General features: G+C 58.9%; 23 protein-coding genes. All 23 read right to left on the bottom strand.

Annotated features, from left to right (window positions below; translation table 11 throughout):
* Window positions 1-2: 2 nt before the first annotated feature.
* Entirely contained in the window at window positions 3-215 is a 213-nt protein-coding gene (locus tag GAO09_RS00300) for a tail protein X (protein ID WP_153352088.1), read from the bottom strand.
* 3 nt (window positions 216-218) lie between these two features.
* Entirely contained in the window at window positions 219-689 is a 471-nt protein-coding gene (locus tag GAO09_RS00295; protein WP_153352087.1) for a phage tail protein, read from the bottom strand.
* Between the two features lie 11 nt (window positions 690-700).
* Window positions 701-2,860 (bottom strand): phage tail tape measure protein, encoded by a 2,160-nt coding sequence (locus GAO09_RS00290; RefSeq protein ID WP_153352086.1) that lies wholly within the window; start codon window positions 2,858-2,860, stop codon window positions 701-703.
* Window positions 2,861-2,984: 124 nt separating this feature from the next.
* A complete protein-coding gene (locus GAO09_RS00285; protein WP_153352085.1) occupies window positions 2,985-3,242 on the bottom strand; it encodes a phage tail assembly protein in 258 nt (85 codons plus the stop codon).
* A gap of 81 nt (window positions 3,243-3,323) precedes the next feature.
* A complete protein-coding gene (locus GAO09_RS00280) occupies window positions 3,324-3,833 on the bottom strand; it encodes a phage major tail tube protein (protein WP_153352084.1) in 510 nt (169 codons plus the stop codon).
* 13 nt (window positions 3,834-3,846) lie between these two features.
* Window positions 3,847-5,307, bottom strand: coding sequence for a phage tail sheath C-terminal domain-containing protein (locus GAO09_RS00275; RefSeq protein ID WP_153352083.1), 1,461 nt, complete (start codon window positions 5,305-5,307; stop codon window positions 3,847-3,849).
* A 42-nt stretch (window positions 5,308-5,349) separates the two neighbouring features.
* Entirely contained in the window at window positions 5,350-5,940 is a 591-nt protein-coding gene (locus GAO09_RS00270; RefSeq protein WP_153352082.1) for a DUF4376 domain-containing protein, read from the bottom strand.
* A gap of 1 nt (window position 5,941) precedes the next feature.
* Window positions 5,942-7,204: a hypothetical protein gene (locus GAO09_RS00265; RefSeq protein WP_153352081.1), complete on the bottom strand. Its 1,263-nt coding sequence runs from the start codon at window positions 7,202-7,204 to the stop codon at window positions 5,942-5,944.
* Window positions 7,182-7,382, bottom strand: coding sequence for a hypothetical protein (locus GAO09_RS00260; protein ID WP_153352080.1), 201 nt, complete (start codon window positions 7,380-7,382; stop codon window positions 7,182-7,184). The genes GAO09_RS00265 and GAO09_RS00260 overlap by 23 nt, the downstream gene beginning before the upstream one ends.
* An 8-nt stretch (window positions 7,383-7,390) precedes the next feature.
* On the bottom strand, window positions 7,391-9,655 hold the full coding sequence (locus GAO09_RS00255) for a hypothetical protein (RefSeq protein ID WP_153352079.1): 2,265 nt from the start codon (window positions 9,653-9,655) through the stop codon (window positions 7,391-7,393).
* 9 nt (window positions 9,656-9,664) lie between these two features.
* A complete protein-coding gene (locus GAO09_RS00250) occupies window positions 9,665-10,333 on the bottom strand; it encodes a phage tail protein I (protein ID WP_153352078.1) in 669 nt (222 codons plus the stop codon).
* On the bottom strand, window positions 10,330-11,274 hold the full coding sequence (locus GAO09_RS00245) for a baseplate J/gp47 family protein (RefSeq protein WP_153352077.1): 945 nt from the start codon (window positions 11,272-11,274) through the stop codon (window positions 10,330-10,332). Before GAO09_RS00245 ends, GAO09_RS00250 begins: the two co-directional genes overlap by 4 nt.
* Before the next feature lie 2 nt (window positions 11,275-11,276).
* On the bottom strand, window positions 11,277-11,651 hold the full coding sequence (locus GAO09_RS00240) for a GPW/gp25 family protein (RefSeq protein ID WP_153352076.1): 375 nt from the start codon (window positions 11,649-11,651) through the stop codon (window positions 11,277-11,279).
* Window positions 11,651-11,908: a PAAR domain-containing protein gene (locus GAO09_RS00235; RefSeq protein ID WP_153352075.1), complete on the bottom strand. Its 258-nt coding sequence runs from the start codon at window positions 11,906-11,908 to the stop codon at window positions 11,651-11,653. The genes GAO09_RS00240 and GAO09_RS00235 overlap by 1 nt, the downstream gene beginning before the upstream one ends.
* A complete protein-coding gene (locus tag GAO09_RS00230) occupies window positions 11,908-12,336 on the bottom strand; it encodes a phage baseplate assembly protein V (protein ID WP_153352074.1) in 429 nt (142 codons plus the stop codon). Before GAO09_RS00230 ends, GAO09_RS00235 begins: the two co-directional genes overlap by 1 nt.
* Entirely contained in the window at window positions 12,333-13,127 is a 795-nt protein-coding gene (locus tag GAO09_RS00225) for a hypothetical protein (RefSeq protein ID WP_153352073.1), read from the bottom strand. The genes GAO09_RS00230 and GAO09_RS00225 overlap by 4 nt, the downstream gene beginning before the upstream one ends.
* Before the next feature lie 10 nt (window positions 13,128-13,137).
* Entirely contained in the window at window positions 13,138-13,470 is a 333-nt protein-coding gene (locus GAO09_RS00220) for a hypothetical protein (RefSeq protein WP_338015032.1), read from the bottom strand.
* A 29-nt stretch (window positions 13,471-13,499) separates the two neighbouring features.
* Complete coding sequence (locus GAO09_RS00215; protein ID WP_153352071.1) at window positions 13,500-13,826, bottom strand: DUF2190 family protein; 327 nt, start codon at window positions 13,824-13,826, stop codon at window positions 13,500-13,502.
* A 48-nt stretch (window positions 13,827-13,874) separates the two neighbouring features.
* The gene (locus GAO09_RS00210) at window positions 13,875-15,377 is read right to left on the bottom strand and encodes a phage major capsid protein (protein ID WP_153352070.1); all 1,503 of its coding nucleotides are present in this window, start codon (window positions 15,375-15,377) and stop codon (window positions 13,875-13,877) included.
* A 29-nt stretch (window positions 15,378-15,406) separates the two neighbouring features.
* A complete protein-coding gene (locus GAO09_RS00205; RefSeq protein WP_153352069.1) occupies window positions 15,407-16,039 on the bottom strand; it encodes an HK97 family phage prohead protease in 633 nt (210 codons plus the stop codon).
* Complete coding sequence (locus GAO09_RS00200; protein ID WP_153352068.1) at window positions 16,036-17,553, bottom strand: phage portal protein; 1,518 nt, start codon at window positions 17,551-17,553, stop codon at window positions 16,036-16,038. Before GAO09_RS00200 ends, GAO09_RS00205 begins: the two co-directional genes overlap by 4 nt.
* A 4-nt stretch (window positions 17,554-17,557) precedes the next feature.
* The gene (locus GAO09_RS00195) at window positions 17,558-17,749 is read right to left on the bottom strand and encodes a phage head-tail joining protein (protein ID WP_153352067.1); all 192 of its coding nucleotides are present in this window, start codon (window positions 17,747-17,749) and stop codon (window positions 17,558-17,560) included.
* A 9-nt stretch (window positions 17,750-17,758) separates the two neighbouring features.
* The coding region (locus GAO09_RS00190; protein ID WP_209018554.1) for a terminase gpA endonuclease subunit at window positions 17,759-18,689 on the bottom strand (931 nt) is incomplete at its 5' end.

Raw genomic sequence — 18,689 nt, 5'->3', positions numbered from 1 at the left:
ATCTACTCCCAAAGACTGGTGAGCTTTGCCGCCTGCTGACGGGACGGAGCCACCGGCATAAATACCTTAGTGCCCAACGGCAGAATGATCCCCACCGCGGCGAGGTCGGGGTTGGCTGCGAGGACCAGCTCTGTGACTTCGGCTGTGCGGCCGTAGTGCATGAGGCAGATCAAATCGACGGTCTGCCCCTGCTTTGCGGTTACGATCGTGCTCATCATCTATCCGAAAAGGTTCACAACGGGAGAAACGATCGATCCAATTGCGTCGGATAGCGAGAAACCTGCTGGGTCGCCGTCCGCATATCGTTTTAGGGAGATCGTGTAGGAGTTGCGCCGAGCGGTGCCCCGGCGGTCGTGGAACGAGCGATCTTCGTCTACCGACTGAATCGTGAAAGTCCCATGGATTAGTCCCTCGTTCTGATCCCCTGAAACGAGCATAAGAGGCGTGCCGGACATCGCGGCAGACACGATCCCGGAGAGCGAGCTTTGCCCACCGAACTCAGCAGGGAACAGAACGCCTTTGATCGAAATCTCTTCCGATGTCGGCCCGGTCCACTGCTGCTGATTGAGTGACTGTGCGACCTGAACGTCTGCCCATGGCGTCTGCACTTTGCGAGAGACGCCGTCGTAACCGAAGCCAATGGCCTCGAAGGCGAATGGCCCAAGGGCCATTGCAACCGGTCCGGACATCTAGACCTCCCTTAATCGCTATAGGTACTCTCGACCGCTGACTTCACCGAGCTGCCAAGTTGAGAAGCGGCCGAATTAGCGGCGGCCTGAGGGTCCGCGACGCCCGTGATGCTGATGGGCGCATGGACTGTGACGTTCGGTGGTTGAGGATTGGTGACGCGAACGTCCTGAGTGCCGGATGGTTGGATCATCGCTGCGATCGACGACGAGTCGATGCGAGTAGTCCGAACGATGCCTAGATCGTCGGCAGTCTTGCCAGGTAGCTGGTCTGTGGTCTGGCCGCCGGGACCGAAACCTCGAGCCGCGTCCATCGCTTGTTGGGCGCCGACGCCGGGCAATGTGGTCTGCCCGAAGTTGCGCTGCCAGCCTTCAGTGATTGACTGACGGTTAAGGCCGGTGATCCGTTCGAGGTCTTCACGGTGCTGCTTTTGCAGCCTGACTTGATCCTCAAACGTATCGCCGGGCGAAAACGACATCGCTTCCGACATCAGGCCGGGCGCACCAGCAACCGCGAATCCCTTGACCCACTGCCACCACGTGGGCGGGATTGGCGCTGGAGGTAGGTCGAGATCTACGCCTTTGTTACCACCCTTTGGCGGCTTCTTCCCACCCGGCATAGTTCCGCCAGAGAGAACGTCAGCGACGGTGCCGGCTGCCTTCAGCGCCGCGACGATCGTCGACGCTCCGCTGAGGAACATCATCGCAGCAGCGAGCTTGCGAACGGTACCAGCGAGGAAGGCAATTCCTGCCCCCCAAACCATGATTTGGAAGCCGTACGGCGCGAGATCCGCAAAGAACTTCGCGATCGGATTTTCCTTGATCGCGGCGCTCAGTTCACGGACGGATTGGCCCCATTCCTTCGCTTGCATGAACAACCGGCCGAGTTGGTCACCGGCGGTGCCATCGACCTTCCCGAATAGGAGGTCGCCGAGGTCCGCAATGACTTCCTTGACGCCGTTGTAGCCGAGCCCCTGAGCAAAGCCCATGATACTCGTTTCCATGCGGTCGAATATCGATACGCGGGAATCGAGACTGTCGATGACCTCGCCTATGGCAGCGATGCCTTCCTTCACGGTGGGCAACATGCGGTCGCCCATTTCCCAGAACCGATTTGAAATCTTGTTCTGGAGGAGCTCGATCGCATTACCCGTCGTTTTCGAGCGCTCGACGAACTCCCGGAATGCCGAGCCGGCGTATTTTGTCCGATCGCTGACGCTATCCAGCGCCTGGTCGAGCAGTGCGACGTTGCCAATCAGCGGCGCGAACGCCTTCGCTTCATCGCCGAAGAACTGCGAAAGGATAGCGATGTGCTGATCCTTCGGCGCTTTGGCGATGGCCTTCAGAACAGTTTTCAGCGCCTTGGGCGCGTCCTTCTGCATCTGTTTGGCGATCATCGGCAAATCTAGGCCGAGCGCCTTGGCGGCCTCCTGCTGATCTTTCTTGGCGAAATTGCCACGCGTCAGAGCCTTGACGACATTCTGCATCGCGGTGCCAGCGACTTCCGACGGTGCGCCTGCGGCGATCATTGCTGAACCAATGCCGGCGATCTGCTCCGCGGTGAAGCCACCCATCTTGCCGAGCGCCGAGACGCGAAGCATGAAGTCTGTAATGTCGCTGGCCTTCGAGGCCATGTTGTTCGACAGGTGATTGATCGCGTCGGCAAGAGACCCGACGTCAGCCACCGACATGCCTAGCTGCGTTTTCAGCTTTGCGAGATACTCGCCGGACTGGGCTGCGCCAATGTTGAATGCGATGCCAACGCGGGCAGCCATCTCCGAGAACTCTTTGAGTTCGTTGGTAGCAATGCCGGATTCGCCAGCAGCTGCGAACAGCGCGGCGATGTCGTTGGCCGTCATTGGGATTTCGGTCGACATCTGCCGGATAGTTCGGCGCATATTGTCGAACTGTTCATCGGATGCCTCGACGACCTTGCGGACGTCAGCAAAGGCAGATTCGAAGGAGATTGCCGCCCCGACGGTACTCTTGATGCCTTCGGTTACACCGATGTAGGCGCCGCCAAATGCAGCGATCTGTCCAAGAGCGCCACGCAGCGGGTTCGTGAACGCCATAGTCTGGCGCTGCAGGCCGCTGAGCGCGCCGGACACCTTGCGGATAGGCGCAGAGACCTGATCCAGCAGGGACAGGCGCAGCTGACTTTGAAGGACGGCCATCAGAGAGCCCTCGTCGCTTTATGAATTTCTGTGGCCGTGTCGAAGTAGGCCAGCGCCTTCTCAGGCGGCCATCGCTCGATCACGTCGAGCGATGTGTGGAGCACGCTTGCAACAAAACCCGCGACTATTCGCCAGTCGTGGGCTCCTGCTCGTTTCCCAGATCAATCGCCTTCGAGAACTTGGCGAACTCCTTGGCCTTGATCTTCTTGAGCGCTGGGATCGGCACGCCCGACATACTGGACAGCACAGCGAGCATCTGGTGCGTTTCGCCCTTCACGAGATCCGCAGCGGCAAGATCGCCTACCGTCGGTTCGTCGAAGGTGATTTCGGAATAGGTGACGCCGGAATGCTCAACGGGCGTGGAAAGCTTGATCGTGGTCATGCGACCCTCCTCTGTGGTAAAGAAAAGAGAAAGGCCGCTGGTGAGGCGACCTTTCTCGTTATGCTGTTGAATTCGATAGGCTTAGAGCAGCAGAGAGTTTCGCTGACCGCTGACCTGACTGACGCCGCCGATCAGGACGTCAAAGTCGTCCATTTCGTAAACGGGCTCGCCGTCGATCTCGAGCTTGTAGTAGTTGACCGAGACCGCGTAGTCGTTCTCCGCCTGATCGCCGGTTTTCCACGAGCCGTGGTCGGCCTGCTTTAGGAATCCGCGGATCGTCATGACGGCCGAATGGTCTGTGCCATCCTCGTCGACGAGCGCGCCGGTGATCATGAACGGATATTCGGAGCCGGGCTTAAGGCCGAAGAGTTTGAGAACCTGCGGATCGAGGCCAGGCATCTTGAAGCTGAATTCCAGCTTCTCGTAGCCCATATGCACCTCGCGCGGCTTGATCATGCCGGCATTGCGCATTTCTTCGGTCTTGATCTGTGGGACCGGCGGCGTGATGTCGCCGATCTGACCAAGCTGGGAAACGCTGTCTGCCCACAGCATGCAGTCGCGCATCAGAAAGCGCGGAAGACTTGTCGCCATTTAGGGATGCTCCTTAGGCGGCCAGCGTGAGCGGGCCGTTGTCGATCGCGCCACGGACCTCGTCCAGAAGGATCTGGTAATAGAGGATGTTGCGATACGTGGTGATTTTGATCTGCTCCATCAGGCCGACGGGCTCGAACTCGACATTCAGGTAAACCTGGCCGTTGGCGTTGACTGTCGGCTGGTTGATGTCCGACAGCCAGACTTTGCCGCCAAGGATGTCGTCGTTCTTTTTGAAGACGCGAAGTGCGGCATTGCCGTCCTCGATCATCATCTTCAGGTTGGCCTTCGTGAATTTCTTGTCGACCCACTTGAAGTAGATCTGCTCGAGGCTCTCGTTGATCATGTCGGCGGTGGCGCGGACACTGTCGAACTGCCAGAGGGCATCCGACGTCGCGAGGCGGGAACCCCAAGTGCGAAGGCCGTTCTCATTGATGACCGTCGCGACCTGCTTGTCATTCAGGTAGTTGCTGTCGGTCGGATAGGCGATCGTCCGTGCGACACCATCCAGAGTGCGGATTTCCTTGTTAGATACCGAACCGGAAACGCCCTCAGCAGATCCGACAACACGCGAGCGAATACCCGCGAAAACCGGAGCGATCGGCACGATGACCGGCACGCCGTCAACGTTTTTGATACCGGCCGGGTCGATCGGCAGGATGCGACCGCTGTTGATGGTGGAACGGAACCGCACAGCATCGGCGTTCGTCGTGTTCGGACCCGCAATGTAGGCGCGGGCCTTCACTTGCTCCGTGATGGTCGCCAGTGCCGAGACGAACGGGTTGCCGACGTCTCCGATGTTGGCGGTCGCCGTCGGGAGAACCTTGCCGACCTCAGCGCCGCCACCCGTGAACGCAACAACGGGTGCCTGTGTCATGCCCTTGCCAGCGCTGGTGACGGTGACGGACACGACCTTACCAGCATTGAGACCCGTTCCGAGCACCGCCACCGCAGTCGGGAGTACCTTGCCCGCATCGGATCCGCCGCCAGTGAAAGCGACAGTCGGAGCCTCAGTCAGAAGGCTGCCAGAGCCGGAGATGGCGACAGACAGAAGTCCACCCTCCACCCATGTGCCAGTGTTGCCGGCAGTGACAATCACGCGCGGCTGGTATCCGAGCAGTGCCTTTCCGCGGAGAGCCGAGTAAAGGCCCGTGCGTTGTCCGGCATCGCCGATCAGGTTGGCTTGGAGCGTAGCAGGCGTCTCGCTGTGTTCGACGCGGTTGACGATTACGATCGAGCCGCCCTCGCCGAAGATTGTGACCACGTCATTGTAGAGCGTGCCCTGCGTGCCGAGCAGCGCTGCCTGCGAGAGGCTCGTGATTAGCGTCGGCTTGTTCAGCGGAAACGTGGCAGCGTCGGCGCCCGGCGCAGTGCCGTTGACGAACGAAATACCGTAGTTGGTGACGCGCAGAAGCGACGGGCTATCAGGGCTTTCGAGCACCTGAACGCCATGGAAGTACGATAGGTCAGCCAATGCGGCCTCCTCTAAATGTGGTGTCGGTTTTGGTGGTGGCGCTTAAGCGCGGGTCTGGAAGCGCTGCGGTGACAGCTGGACCGCGAACGCGGCGTCAACTTCCTGCGGCATCGTAATCGCGCCGTCCGCGATGTCAGCAAGCACAGCGGCCTCGATCGAGAAGCAGTCGTTGACGTGATCGAGCACGGCGTCGCTAGCGAGGATGATGGTCGACGCATCGAGCGTCATGAAACCGCCATCGGGGCATTTCCACTGGGCGGTGAAGTCGGGATCCTTATCCGCTTTGATGCGAGCGCCTGAGATCATAATCTTGGACCGGTCGTCAGTCGCCACATCTAGGCCGCCGACGACGATGCCGCCGACCTCGCGCTCCCAACGCTTCGTTGCCGTGTAGACGGACAGGTCGATCGCGGGCGGTGCATAAGGCGGGATCGTATTGATCCGCACCCGCTCCCCCGTTTCTGGGTCTGGCAGCCCCATTTCCCATTCGTCCCAAATTTGGAAACGATGGCGGTTACCCATATCGTCGGGAACGCTGCTTTCGTTTTGATCACCGTCGAGGGTGACGCGGATTGAACGGAGGATTGAACCATCAGGTTGAGCGATACTTTCGGTGTAGCCGATAACATTCATGTCACAACCTCGCATCCGCCTTGAATCTAAAGTTGTTTTCTTGCATTGCGGTACCGGATGATCCGACAATGAAGAAGCTCCTTCCTGTCGCAATCAAATTGGAAGAGCCCAAAGACGTGTCGATCTGCACCGTTGGGGTAACCCTTTTCAGAACTTTAAATGGGTAAGAATACCGTTGAAGAACAGCACTGGCGCTGCCGGGCTGAGTCCACGATATTGTTCCGTCAGACTGCTCGTAATGCGCCTGACACAAAACCGTTTCCAGATCTTTCTGGCGAGGAGAAAAGGTCGCGAGATAGTCTTTCTCGAATTGCAATAGAGACAACGTCCCTACCCCCCACTCCACCACTACATTGGCGCTGCCATTGCAGATTGCCGATATATCACCTGACGAACCATAAGGGCCTGATGCTATACGGCCCTGAGACGTCCCTTCCCAACCGAGCACATATGAGCCAGGAGCACCGGCAAAGCTGCTTGCTTCGAGTACCTGCGTTAGTGTTCCTGACGTGATGTTATACGTCGTCACACCGTTGACAGTGCTGAAGGTGTACGTGCATCCCGCCGCTCCGCCCTTCATTCCGTCATGCCCGTACTGACCTGCACTCAAAACAACAGATCCCGAGACACCGAGCTGGTTTATCACTCCGGTAGGGTTGAGTACCTTGTTTCGATGGCCTGCAAGACCCCCGCCTCCGATGTTGGCGATGGCTTGCCCCTTTTCGGCGGCGCTGAAATTCTGCACAGCATCTACTTGGACACGCTTTCCTAGCGCGTTAGCCTGCGGGGTGCTTATAGGCTTGTCGGCATCTTTTGTGTTGTCGACATTGCCTAGTTCAACATCAGCCTTTTCCAGAACGATATCAGAGGTCAGCTCCTTGCCCGCCACTTTGCGGGCGGTCGGAACCCGGGCAGCCAACCCAGAGGCCAAAGCCGCCGCAGTGGCGTAATAAGCCGGCAGTTGCCCGCCGAGCTTAGCCGAGTTCGGTGAGATACCGTCGATAATGATCTTGTCGATCTGGTCCTGCGCGAGATCGATCGACACCTGAAGGTTGGCAATCTGCGGCGCGACGTTCGCCTGAATATAATCAAGCGAGGCCTGAATGCCCTCTTGCTGGAGCAACTCGAAGGATGCTTCCAGCCCTTCGCGGGCATCGAGCCGATCAGCGATGTCACCAAAGACGGTATTCCACAGGTCCCGATCGAAGGTCGTTTTCGGCCAGGACGGAAGCTGGTAGCGCTCAGAGCGGGTTGGCGTAGTCAATGGCTTCCTCCCCTTCCTGATCGACGATGTCCTTGATCATGGACCCGGCCATCGTGATTTCGTTCAAAGGCCGGTAGGTGAACGCCCCCCGCTTAACGCTCCGAGCCAGACGCACGTCGTAGGTCTTCTCGTTTTCAATGAGAGCCAAAGAGAAGGCTTTGTCCTGTTCCGTAGTCATAGGTGACCTCAAAGCGCGGAGATGAACACGTCCTGCACGAACGGCACGGACACGACATTGTTGGTATTGGCTGCCACTTTGATGCGGGCAGCGGTGGTCGCTGCACCAAGGACATAGGTGGACAGATAAGTCCTCCGCGTCGGACGCAACGGATCGATGGTGACTTGCGTCGTGGTAGGGGCGACGGTTGTTGCACCCACCATAATGGATGGAGTGAAGGTGTGTCGGGCAGCGTCAAACGCATCGACAGTGATCTGCGTCACGATCGATGTGGTCGATACACCAAAGGGGAAGCTCTTGGTCACCCCGACCATGGTGGCGCGGTTGCGCGAGGCACGCGATACCGCCTTTTCATCCAACTGGATCATAGGCTGAAGATCAGCCGTTCCCATCATTACCATGCGCAGCTCGACGGATGCCGGCAGACCAACAAGCGGATTGGTTGAAGGATCCCCATCATCGAGTTCAACCCAATGATCGGTCCCGGCCGGTCTGATTTCCCACGCAAGTTGGCAGCCACCAGGCACCCAGCCGGCATAGAGCATGTCGATCTGGGTCATGCCATCGGCGAGATTGAGCGCCTGCATAGGGATAACCGTACGCGGGCTGCGATAGCGAGCAGCATTCAGACGGAAGCAGATGTCAGTTTCCGTCGATCCCTGCGCGAACGCACCATCGGTCGTGATGAACTGGGTGCCGCCAGTGTATTTGTTCGCACCCGAGACATAGAGCGCATGCGCACCCGTCGTGATGGTGACGATCGCATACCGCTTGCCGCTCTCCAGCAGCGTAATCGGCATCACGCACTTGTTCCAGCCGACGACCAGATTGCCGTGCGGCAGAATGCCCTGTGCCAGAACAGCGTCGAACTTCGGCGTGCCGGCGTTCGTGGTCTCGACCACGAAAACATGCACATCACCATCGGCGCCGACACGAGCGAATGCGAGATCGATGCTGGTCAACTGCATCGGCTGCGCGACAAGGAATGACTGACCGTAGATCGAGCCGTTTACGCCGATATCTTCGGTGACGTACTCCCAGTAAGGGTCGGCATAGATTTCGTACCGGATCTGACGGACGCCATAGGTCTGATGACCAGGACCAATGTTTGCGTCCTGATAGACGATCTCGAAGGTCTCACCGCCGACATTCAGCATCTGGCCGGCACGCGCGTCACCTCCGAGACCTGCCCAGCCAGCCTGGTTCTCACAGGCCCACTGGGTCGGCCCATAGGTCATACGAATACGAGAGACTTCCTTGCGAACCAACGTCGTCTCAGTATGGACGAGCTGCGAGATATTGAGGGTTGCATCCATCGACGTGTTGGCGATGCGCGTCACCTCGTCGAAGGCCGGCACCATGCGACGGCCACGGAAGGCGACCTTCGGATCATCTTCCGCCAGCACCTCAAGTCGGGTCTGATTGGTAGCGGCGAAGCCGAAACGCACGCCTTCCTCGATTCGGGCAAGCCAATCGACATGGGCGTTATCCCACTGGGTCATGACGAGGCCCTGATCGTAGACATAGGCGCGAGCCTCATCAGGAAGCTCAATCTTCAGGCGAGCCGCGCCGATGTCGCGCTGCATCTGACGAATAATGACCGGACGTGGAATTTCGTCGAGCTTGCCCCAGATGTTGACGATCTGGGTTTCGATCGTTTCCGTGCGCAGGAAAAGACCGCTGAGATCGACCTCCAGCGAAGTCACGCGGCCTTCGACCTCATATAGCGTTTTCACGCGGCTGTCGTTGCCCGGCTCGATCGCCTCGATACCGGAGGAGGTCAGCAGCACATAGGCGATGCATGCGTCGGTCGGCGCGACAACAGGCTTCGTCGGAACTGGGTTGGCCTCACCAGCTTGGACGATCATCGAAACCTTGCGGTTGATTGTCTTCGGCGCCGTGCGCTGGACGATGACGCTGGTTTCAGGATCTTCGGATGTTTCGAAAGGCCGGTTTTCGCTTTCCTCGACCTCCTCGCCACGAAGCAGAATGGCAACCCAACGCTGGTCGGACGCCGCAGCCGGGATCCTCACCTGAAGGTTCAGGTCGATTGGAGCGGCCTGCTCATAGACGATCTCGCCAGCAACGTACCGGCCAGCAGAAACCGTGATTTCCTGCGCCGACTTCTGTGCGACGGTGAAGGCAGCCCAGTGCGCCGGATAGCCGATGGCATCGAGCCAGACCTTGTCGGTGGCTTCCTGACCGTAGAGGCCGATATTTTCGAAATCGCCATGGTCGGCAATCTCGGCATCAGAAAAAGCCACGCGCTTCATGATCTCTCCTTAGTCAAGGCATTTGCGGTCCATCCAGCCGGCGACGGCGTGACTGCCGTCGATTGGGATGCCGTCTTGAATTGTGATGGGACGTCGCCAGGCGAACGTGATCGAATATTGCGTGTCAGGTACTTTCGCGACCGACAGCGCGCGCTTGGCGCGACGGAGAGGCTCCAGATCGACAGGACGAAGAGCGCCACGACCAAAGCTCGAGCGCCCCACCTGAAAACGGCCTACCGGCGCTTCGAGCGTGACGCGCACCAGATAGTGCGCGGTGAAAGGCAAATGATTGATAGGTGTCCGGCCGAGTACAGCGCGACCAAATGTGAAGCGTGCCGGGTGCGAGACCAAATCCACAATGTCAGCATCGACGAAATCAAGATAGCGCTGCGCGCCAGCTCGCATCCCCTTCAGCTCACCGATCGGCGAAGCCGGATAGACAGTGGACACACCCGCCGCCTGCGCAATCATCTCGCGCTTGCGATCATCTGACCAATCGTCGAACCACAGATCGACCGAATGATGAGCGGCCAACCAGGGGAGAAAGCGGACCGGCGACGTGTAGGCATTCAGAACGGCCGCATAAGGGATCGGTAAATCATCCGAAACTCCGGCCGCGATTGCGTGCTCAAACGGGCCAGAACTGTCCCGTGGAAGCAGGTCACCCGCGTAACTCATCCGCGCACCGCCGTGGTGATGTTTAGAGCAGTCATGACAGGTACTTTGTATGGGTCAGCACTGATGGCCACCGGTGACAGATCGAGGACCTTAATCACGCCGGCGCCGTAAGCTGCGCCAGCAAGCAGTCCGTCGGGGATCTCGCCACCAATGATGGCGCGTTCTTTCGCCGCGGCCCTTACGCGAGCCTCAGCTTCCGTCCTTATGGTTTCGGCGGAGGGGCCGACCCCGGGCACGTCAAGGACGAGCGAAACAGAATACTCAGCGCGCGTCGCCGACATCACTGAAATTGCAACGGCTTCGGGCGACCTATTCACATTAGTAATTGCGTTCCGGACGACAGCAAGTTCCGAAACTGTGGGGAGGCGGCCGAATGGTCCAATCAGGACAACGTCAGTGTCACCCCGTCGACCGTGGACTGCTCGACCATTAACCCGGGCATCCCAAAGCCCTAAGGACTTGTCTTGCGACTGCGGCCAAGCTGCGAAAGCATCGTGAAGATACCGCCCCTCTGACCCTGCAGCCGGGACATCGAACGAATACAGGTATCTGCGCAGCAGAGATTCATCGCCTTCCATCACTGCTGCCACACCGGAACTAGCAGGTATCATGACCAGCCGCTGAATGTTTCGCGACGCAACGATTGAATCGAGGTTCGTACCCGCAGCCAACGGCGCCAGCAGTGCGCGGATGCCATCGTTAACCCGTTGCCTGTCGAGCAAGCGTAGATAGGACCACGCCTCGCCTACTATGCCCACCGCTTCTGTCTCGAGTGAAGTCGTCGTGTATTCTGGCAGATTAGGATTTTGCGTCCGGAGGTTACTCCAATAGCTGAGGAAGCGGGCCTTGAATGACGAAAACAGGGCTTCATAGTCGAGGGGCTCGATCGCGTTTGGCGCTGGTAGTCTCGACAAATCGATTGCTGTTGGCGCGTAAACCAAGGCTACACCTCAAAAATTATGCGCGTGCTGGCATCCTCGACAATCGAATAGTCGTTCAGATGGCCGCGCGGGTAATAGAGCCCGAAGAGCTCAAGAGTGACCTGGCCGCCAGCAGTCAAGTTGGTGACGCGGGCCACCCTCACTCGGTAGCGAGGCTCCCAGCGTTTGATCGCTGTCGCCGCAGCCGAGTAGACGGCGAGGACGTTTCGACCAATCATCTTGGCGTCGATGAGGTCAGGAAGTTCCGAGCCGAAATCACGACGCATGACGCGCGTGTTGAGCCGGGTCGTGAGGATTTTCCGTATTGACTGTTGGACGTGCTCCCAGTTCGTGAGCAGCTGTCCTGTTTCGGCGCTTGCACCGGCTGAATCGGACATTAGTCGCACTTCCACTTCGAGGCGCCAGAAATGAGCGTAGCACCGCAGGCCGTTGCATCACCGTGCCTGGCTATGTCAGCGTCTTCACATTTCCATTTCGACGAGCCGCCGACAATCGGGTTTGTTCCGTGGATCGGGCAAGCGTAGAGGTCGCCTTTGCGAGCGATCAACGCGCCTTCACATTTCCATTTCGACGCAGCACTTACGATCGAGCCGCCATGCGTCCCGCTGTCACCCAGCCGTGCAATGCGCGGCATCAGGCAAGGTGTCCGACGCCGGCTGTGATGGTGACGCCTTCGTTTGAAACAGCGAGGACGGTGTCGCCGATCTTGATGTGAAGCGGCGTGTCGTTGTTCTCACGCTTGTTGTCGTCGCTATAGGTGGAAAAATCGATCTGAGCGTCTGTCAGATCGCCGCTTTCAGATATGATGTCCACCTGCTCACCCTTGGTCAGCATGATGTCGATCTTGACCCCACCAGCGCCGAGCTGCCGCGTTTTAAGCCACCCAGTCAGAAACCGCTTGCCGTTTTGGTCGGATAGTTGCGCTCGATACTTGCCGGAATTTTCACCGGTGCCAACCTCAACGACCGTGCCTTTGCGCTTTCGGTTGCGCGCCCGTCTTTCAACTTCGGCGATGCGAAAATAAAGATCGGATATTTGATCGGGCAAAGTCGATGGGATCATACCGGGCCTCCCGCAATCTGCGCTGGCTGGGCGTTGACAGCAACGATAGGTAAACCGCCCTCGGCAACGGTTGCCGGCGTGATCAGCAACGAATCCGCTTCACTGTGAGCGATGCCGAATCGGCGCATTGACGCTTCCCACTCGAGGGGCGTGCCGATCAGTTGTTCACGCATAAGCGCGATGCGACCGGATAGTCCCGTCAGCTCTGCAGCCTTCGCGAAGAACAATGCCATAGGGCCTCGGGCGCTGAGTGGCTCCCCCTTTGGGGGGTCTGACACCAGCTCGACCGTGACCTTGACCTGATGGGCCGCTAGCCGAGTGCCGTCCTTGGCGCCGCTGCTTGTGCGGGATCGCTCAATGCGCACAATTGTATTGGTAAATTTGCGAAAGATTTCCGCCCATTCATTCTCTGGATCGGACAAGGCGTCGCCAATCTGGCGCGCAATCAGGTCCAGGTGAAATTCGAAAGCGGCGTCGGTATCTGGGACGCCAGGATAGAGCAGGCTGTCGCCAGTTTCAGTGTCGGTCTCCGCATGCGCAGCTGTTACGCCGGCTTCAAAGAGAAATTCAGTTCGGCCATTGCTGACCCACGCTCGCAACTGATTGTCATCTGCGCGAGCTTCATCTGTGTAAACCGAGATAAACGGCTTTGGCTTGGTACTGCGAAGGTTTCCGTCACCGTCGACGTCGAGCGCACCGATCTCGCTGTCGAGAACGTTGTCGCCGACTGACGTCTTCCCCTTGAGGGCCTGAACGGCTGCAATGCGAGCGGCAATTCGAACTAGCGACATGCCGTCCTCCTCATTTTTGGGTAAGCGACAGCACAATCAGGTTCGAGTGCCGGCTCGTGACCTCGGCAACTTCCCACCACGGCTGACCGGCGCGTTCAGTGGCGCGGACCTTGTCTTTAGGGAAGATATCGGATCCGGAATATGTCGACCGGTCGATAACCAAGACGCCTTGGCCTGCAGACACCATCGTGGTGAAGCCGGGACCGAGCATGGTCGGTATGTTGCCAGCAGTATAAAGCAATGCTCGAATGTCGGTGTCGGGGCGGCCGGAGTCGGCCACTCCGCTATTTTTGAAGGCCAGACGCACCTCTTCGCCGAAGGTGGCCGCCATCTTGCGATCCACTCCCGCCTCCAAGGCGCGCCAGTTGACCATTAGTTTGCCGAAAGGCGGACGATGCCGGTGGCAGACGGGTTGGCCGCAACTGCGAGCGTCTTTGCCACGAGCGTGTTGCCCGACGCGACCGTCGTGAATACCTTGTTGGTATCGTCCCAGTAAACGAGAGCTCCGAACGTCCACGCCTGCGCTGAAACCTTGGCGTGTTCATAGACGCCGTTCAGCTTAATTTCGAGGGATTCGCCGGCTTTGGCGTTGCCTGTGGCAATACCGAAGATCGTGCCAACAAGAACGCCACCACCAGACGCAACGTCGTAGGGAGCGGTTACCGTGACACTATTGCCCGGCTGAATGTAATTCTTCATGATTTTCTCCGAGAGGAAGTCGGGCGGCACTAGGCCGCCCTTTGAAGATTAGGCGCCGGCATTCTTGGCGAGGCCGCGGTGATCCATGGCCTTGGCACCAACATCGAGGCGAGCCTTGACTTCGAGGCCATCGACATCGAAGCCCTGACGGGTTTCGATGTAAACGCCGCGGTTGCCTTCGAGGTAGGCGAGCTCGACCGTGTCGACCTGTGCCGGCGATGCAGCCAGATACCAGGCAGTCGTCGAGCCAGCGATGGCGTTGGAAACAGCGGCTGGATTGCTGATGCCATTGTCGAGGCGAGCCTCAGCAATAATCTGCAACTTGCGCATCGATTCCGTAGCAACCTTGGAAGCGTCGTCAGCGTAAAAGACAGACTTCAGAACCTGCTCGGCAGTCGTTTCGAGTTCGACCGGCACCACGAGGAACTGCGGACGGATGTTGAGAACCGTTTTGCCATCGAGGCCAGTCTGCTTCGCCATCTGGGCGCGGCCCTTGCCCAGCGAGGCAACGCCGAATGCGGCGGCGGCGAGCACGTTCTTGTGCGGCACCGAGAAGAGCGTCTGGCCATCGCCCATAGTCGGATTGCCGAGAATCTGAGCCCAAACGAGGTCGCTCTCCAGCTGAGCGGCCGCGCCACCAAGAAGCTGCGGAACGCGTCCGAAAGCATTCATGTCATCGTTGATGATCACCTGGCGCGTAATGGCAACAACCTTGCCGAAGGTAGCAATCTTGTAGGATTCCTTGCCTTCTGCGAAGGTCCCACGCTTGTACTCACCGGACTCGTTGACCTTATCGAAGGCCGGGCCTTCACCGAGCTGAGCCCGATTGATCGCCTTGAAGTCGGCGACGGTCGTCTCGCGGATCAGCGGACGAAAAGTCTGGCCGGCAGCTTCATATCCCGCGCGCAGCGTGGTGTTGACGACATTGCCGAGGATAATCGGAAAGTCAGAAGCAGAGCCGTAGCCAGAGCGCTGAGCAAGGGCTGCACCAGCGATCTCGTCGCGGGACATGCCGCGCGTTTTAACGCCTCTGGTTTCCAGCGCCTCGCGGGCCATATCCATCAGCGAAAAACCACGGTATTCACGGCCAGCGGCGGTGAGCGCCTTTGACGGGTCAGCGCGGTGGTGCAGTGCCTCACTCATCGCGGATGCGCGTTTTTCGTGATGCTCTTCGCCGACGCTGGCCGGACTGTGGTTGTCAGTGGCTGGAGCTTCTCGGGCCATCATCTTTTCCAGAAGTGCGGAGCGGAATTGAACAACGGACGAGCCCCGCTCAATATGGTCGTCACCGATCTCCGGTTCGCCGGCCTCTTTTGCTACCATGCGGATCTCAGTGACGCGTCGGCGTTCGGCGATAACTCCCGTCCCGTCGTTGCTCGTCTGTGAATCAGCGGCTGCGATCTGCTTTCGGACTTCGGCAATCTCCGCCAGAATGCCTTCGTGATCCTTTTCGATCGCGCGGGCGGCGTCGGCTGCGGTGTCATCCTTGATTTCGGCAAGCTTGTCAGCGGCGCGCTTTTCCAGCAGGGCCAGCTTCTCGCGAAGTGTCATATTGTAATCCTTGTAAAGAGGGCCGTGCTTTAAGCCACGGACTGACGGTGACGCATCGCCATGCGGATTCGGCGAGCTTCGTTTCGGCCGGTGGCCTGTTCGCCTACAAACTCGCAGGGGATGAGCTTCTGCTCTTCTTTGCGGATCTGAGAGCCGGCGTCCGCTGGAACTGGCACCGCGCTTATTTCCAGCGGCTCCCAGTCAACGACGCGCCATTCTTCGTCGGTACCGTCGCCATCAGAGTCGGTTTTGACGACCTTGTGGATTGCGTATCCGACGCTGATGTTACGGATGATGCCATCCTTGATCTTGTCGACGATGGCAGCGTCTTCGGCTGCGCGCGAAAGCTTGACACGGGCGTAACCCTTGCCGCCTTCGATCTTGGCCGAGCCAGGCACGACGGATCCGATGACCGACCGGAGAGACCAGTCGTCGTGGGTATCAAGGAATGGTGCGCCTGCATTCAGCCGTTCCAGTCGGATCGCCTGCGGCGTGACCTCCAGAACTTCCGAATAGTAGCGCTCCGATCGCCAAGACCACCGGCGCACGGCGGCGCCAGTCGTCCAGATGACCTCGATGGTGTTGTCCGCTTCGTCGAACGAAGCAGAACGCACCTCGGCGTTCCTGCCGAATTTCGGCAGGTTCACATGTTTGTCTGTCATGAGGTGTCCTCATTGGAGGCGTCAGCCTTGTCGGCGTCCGCGTCCTGCTGTGTCTGGCCGGCCTGCGACATTCGCCGTGGGTCGGAATCAAAGATCAGCTTGTTATCGTCCAGCAAGGCGTTCCACTCGACGAAGCCAGCTATGACCTCTTCCGGCGTGAAGCCAGTCTCAGCGATAGCCACCAACGGGTTGAGAAGGCCGGATCGGACCGCTGCAACGCGTGCCGCGACATCCTTGGCCTCGTCGGCGCTCGGGAAGCGAGGCGGAGACCATTCGACAGCAACCTTGCGCGTCTTGATCTTGCCAGCCCAGAATGCAGCCTCGCAGAACCAGTCCCAAAGAGGCTGACAGATCATCGGGATGATCACCTGCCATTGCAGGTCATCGATGATCTTCTTGTAAGTCTCGAGGCCGATTTTGCTCGACGAGTAATTGACCTTGTCCAGCCTTCCCGAGAGGAAAGCGTGCGGCACATGAAAGCCGACGGCAATCGTGTGAAGCATGGACGTCTTGTAGGAATCGTAGTTCGCCGTGTTCGCCGGCTGCGTGAACTTGATGTCCTTGCCACCACGAGCATGGTAAAGCATGCCTGGCGCAAACTTCTCGACGATCTCGCCATCGGCGTTATAGACGCCTGGCACGTCGTCGTCGCCCATCGGCAGACCCACGCCACCTTCATCATCGCCGCCGGTAACAACGCCGACCATGCAGGATTCGAGGCGCTTGCGAACCAGTTCGGACTGTTCGTATCCGGCAAGGTCATAGACCGACGTGACGGCTGCATGCCCCCACGGAACCCCTTGTGACTGCCCTGCCCTCAGCTTTTTGAAGCCGAACACGATGTCCTCTGCGGGCACGGACACAGACGACAGCGAAGTCGTCGAGGTTATTGCTGTGCTGCCGGGATGATTCGGGAACAGCCAATAAGCCGTAGTCTTGCCGATCCCATTGTACTCGATACCGTAAGAGGCGCGCCGGCCGGTGGCCAACTCGCCGTGCCTGGTCGCGTCGAGGTGATCGACTTCCAAGACTTGAAGCTGCAGCGGAACAGCCAAGCCATCCTCAGCAAGGCGACGACGACGGCGAACCATGCCGGTTCCGGATTCAAGCATCTCGCGGGTAGCGAGCGAAATGATACCGTGAAAGTCGAGATGGCCATCGGCATCGCACTGCTTCATCCAGTCAGCAAAAAGTTTGTTGACCTTCTTGTCCTTCGACCGCGGTACAATACCGGCGCCAACAGCGTGGGTAACGAGGACGGCGAGAGCATTCGCAGCGTAAGGATTGTTGCGCACCAAATCACGCATTCGGTCCCGCAGGAGCGAGCCGGCGGCAGCGATCTCGGTGTCTGCACTCGTGTTATGCGAGCGCCAGCTATTGCGAAGGCGGTCACGGTTAGCACCGTCGTAGCCTCGCGACATGACATCGAACGCCCTACGAGCAGCGACACGACGCGCAGCAGTGCGCGGCGCCACTACCGCAATGGCGCGGTCAAGTAGATTTGCTGATCCCATGGTCTCAGAATGCCGCCAGCGTTACGCGCGACTTCCGGGACTGCTGCGCCTCAAGCCATTCCAGCGTATCCCGCATGTCTTTGAGCGAGTGATATTCCACCTCGCGGTGGGTGCCGCCGTCTCGAAAAACGACACGACGGGCACCTTGCGAGATGGCGTCTCGTAGAGCGGCAATCTGTGCAGAATTGTCAGCCATGATTGCCTCCTAAAGCCATGATGATGCGGCCTTCTTCGGCTTCCGTGCCGTAGGAGGTGCAGGGTTGTCGTTTGCTGGTGGTGGTGGCGGTGGATCTTCGCGCTTCGACTGGGGTACCGGTGCGGCAGTGATTGCCGGCCTTTCGGGTGGTTCGGCAGAGCCGCCGCATTGCACCTCGAGTTTGTACCACTGCGTATTCGACCAGCGGTCCGCACCAAGGAGCCAGACCATCGATCGTGCATAGACGCGGCAGTCCAGTGCCTCGTTGCGCTCTCTGGTCTTCACCCATTTGAGCTTGCCGAAGCCGGTGACCTTGTTTTTCTCGGTGACCAACTGCTCGGCAACGAGTTGTTCAACCCACTCGCCCGTCGCGCCCTGTGGGATATGGACATAACCGTCTGGGAAGCAGACGCCGACGGCCAGATCCTCATCTGTGGGTTTGTCGAGCCGCAGGTAGCGGTAAAGCTCCTGCTTGAAGAACGGGCCGGAGACCATGTACAGCGCCAAGCCGCGCTTGATCTTCTTGCCGCTGACTTTGACGTCCATCCACTTCGGGCCGTCGACCGGCGAAACAGCGTTGAGCTTTTCGCGGTCACCCTTGATGGCAACGACCTGGCCACGGCCTTGAAGCCGGCACCATTCATAAACGACTGAAGTCGTCAGACCGTCACCGGTATCGATAGCCGCCCGCATTATAGGCAGGTTAGCACCACCAGCATGTGGCCATGTACGTTTGAGCGCAGCCGCCAGATCCTTCCAGACCTGATGACCTATATCGGCGGTCACGCCTTCAAAGACGACAACGTCAACGAGCCACGATTCCAAACCGCGCCCCCAACCCCAGACATGCATCTCGATGCGGTCACGCTGGATGTCTATCCCTGCCGTCAGGAAGCATGCACCTCTCGGGATAGTCCCAAGACTGTGCTGATCTCGACGA

Origin of the sequence: Endobacterium cereale, assembly GCF_009617585.1 — a bacterium.
In the GTDB taxonomy this organism is placed as follows: Bacteria; Pseudomonadota; Alphaproteobacteria; order Rhizobiales; family Rhizobiaceae; genus Neorhizobium; species Neorhizobium cereale.
The sequence above is the reverse complement of the archived record's forward strand: the minus strand, read 5'-3'. Positions and strand labels throughout refer to the sequence as shown.

Bases quoted from the DNA above. Each gene is read 5' to 3' on its own strand.
- GAO09_RS00215 (WP_153352071.1), bottom strand. From the start codon at position 13,826: ATGAAGAATTACATTCAGCCGGGCAATAGTGTCACGGTAACCGCTCCC.
- GAO09_RS00235 (WP_153352075.1), bottom strand. From the start codon at position 11,908: ATGCCGCGCATTGCACGGCTGGGTGACAGCGGGACGCATGGCGGCTCG.
- GAO09_RS00250 (WP_153352078.1), bottom strand. From the start codon at position 10,333: ATGAGTTACGCGGGTGACCTGCTTCCACGGGACAGTTCTGGCCCGTTT.
- GAO09_RS00285 (WP_153352085.1), bottom strand. From the start codon at position 3,242: ATGACCACGATCAAGCTTTCCACGCCCGTTGAGCATTCCGGCGTCACC.
- GAO09_RS00255 (WP_153352079.1), bottom strand. From the start codon at position 9,655: ATGAAGCGCGTGGCTTTTTCTGATGCCGAGATTGCCGACCATGGCGAT.
- GAO09_RS00210 (WP_153352070.1), bottom strand. From the start codon at position 15,377: ATGACACTTCGCGAGAAGCTGGCCCTGCTGGAAAAGCGCGCCGCTGAC.
- GAO09_RS00300 (WP_153352088.1), bottom strand. From the start codon at position 215: ATGAGCACGATCGTAACCGCAAAGCAGGGGCAGACCGTCGATTTGATC.
- GAO09_RS00295 (WP_153352087.1), bottom strand. From the start codon at position 689: ATGTCCGGACCGGTTGCAATGGCCCTTGGGCCATTCGCCTTCGAGGCC.
- GAO09_RS00280 (WP_153352084.1), bottom strand. From the start codon at position 3,833: ATGGCGACAAGTCTTCCGCGCTTTCTGATGCGCGACTGCATGCTGTGG.
- GAO09_RS00260 (WP_153352080.1), bottom strand. From the start codon at position 7,382: ATGACTACGGAACAGGACAAAGCCTTCTCTTTGGCTCTCATTGAAAAC.
- GAO09_RS00205 (WP_153352069.1), bottom strand. From the start codon at position 16,039: ATGACAGACAAACATGTGAACCTGCCGAAATTCGGCAGGAACGCCGAG.
- GAO09_RS00195 (WP_153352067.1), bottom strand. From the start codon at position 17,749: ATGGCTGACAATTCTGCACAGATTGCCGCTCTACGAGACGCCATCTCG.
- GAO09_RS00240 (WP_153352076.1), bottom strand. From the start codon at position 11,651: ATGTCCGATTCAGCCGGTGCAAGCGCCGAAACAGGACAGCTGCTCACG.
- GAO09_RS00230 (WP_153352074.1), bottom strand. From the start codon at position 12,336: ATGATCCCATCGACTTTGCCCGATCAAATATCCGATCTTTATTTTCGC.
- GAO09_RS00290 (WP_153352086.1), bottom strand. From the start codon at position 2,860: ATGGCCGTCCTTCAAAGTCAGCTGCGCCTGTCCCTGCTGGATCAGGTC.
- GAO09_RS00200 (WP_153352068.1), bottom strand. From the start codon at position 17,553: ATGGGATCAGCAAATCTACTTGACCGCGCCATTGCGGTAGTGGCGCCG.
- GAO09_RS00225 (WP_153352073.1), bottom strand. From the start codon at position 13,127: ATGTCGCTAGTTCGAATTGCCGCTCGCATTGCAGCCGTTCAGGCCCTC.
- GAO09_RS00270 (WP_153352082.1), bottom strand. From the start codon at position 5,940: ATGAATGTTATCGGCTACACCGAAAGTATCGCTCAACCTGATGGTTCA.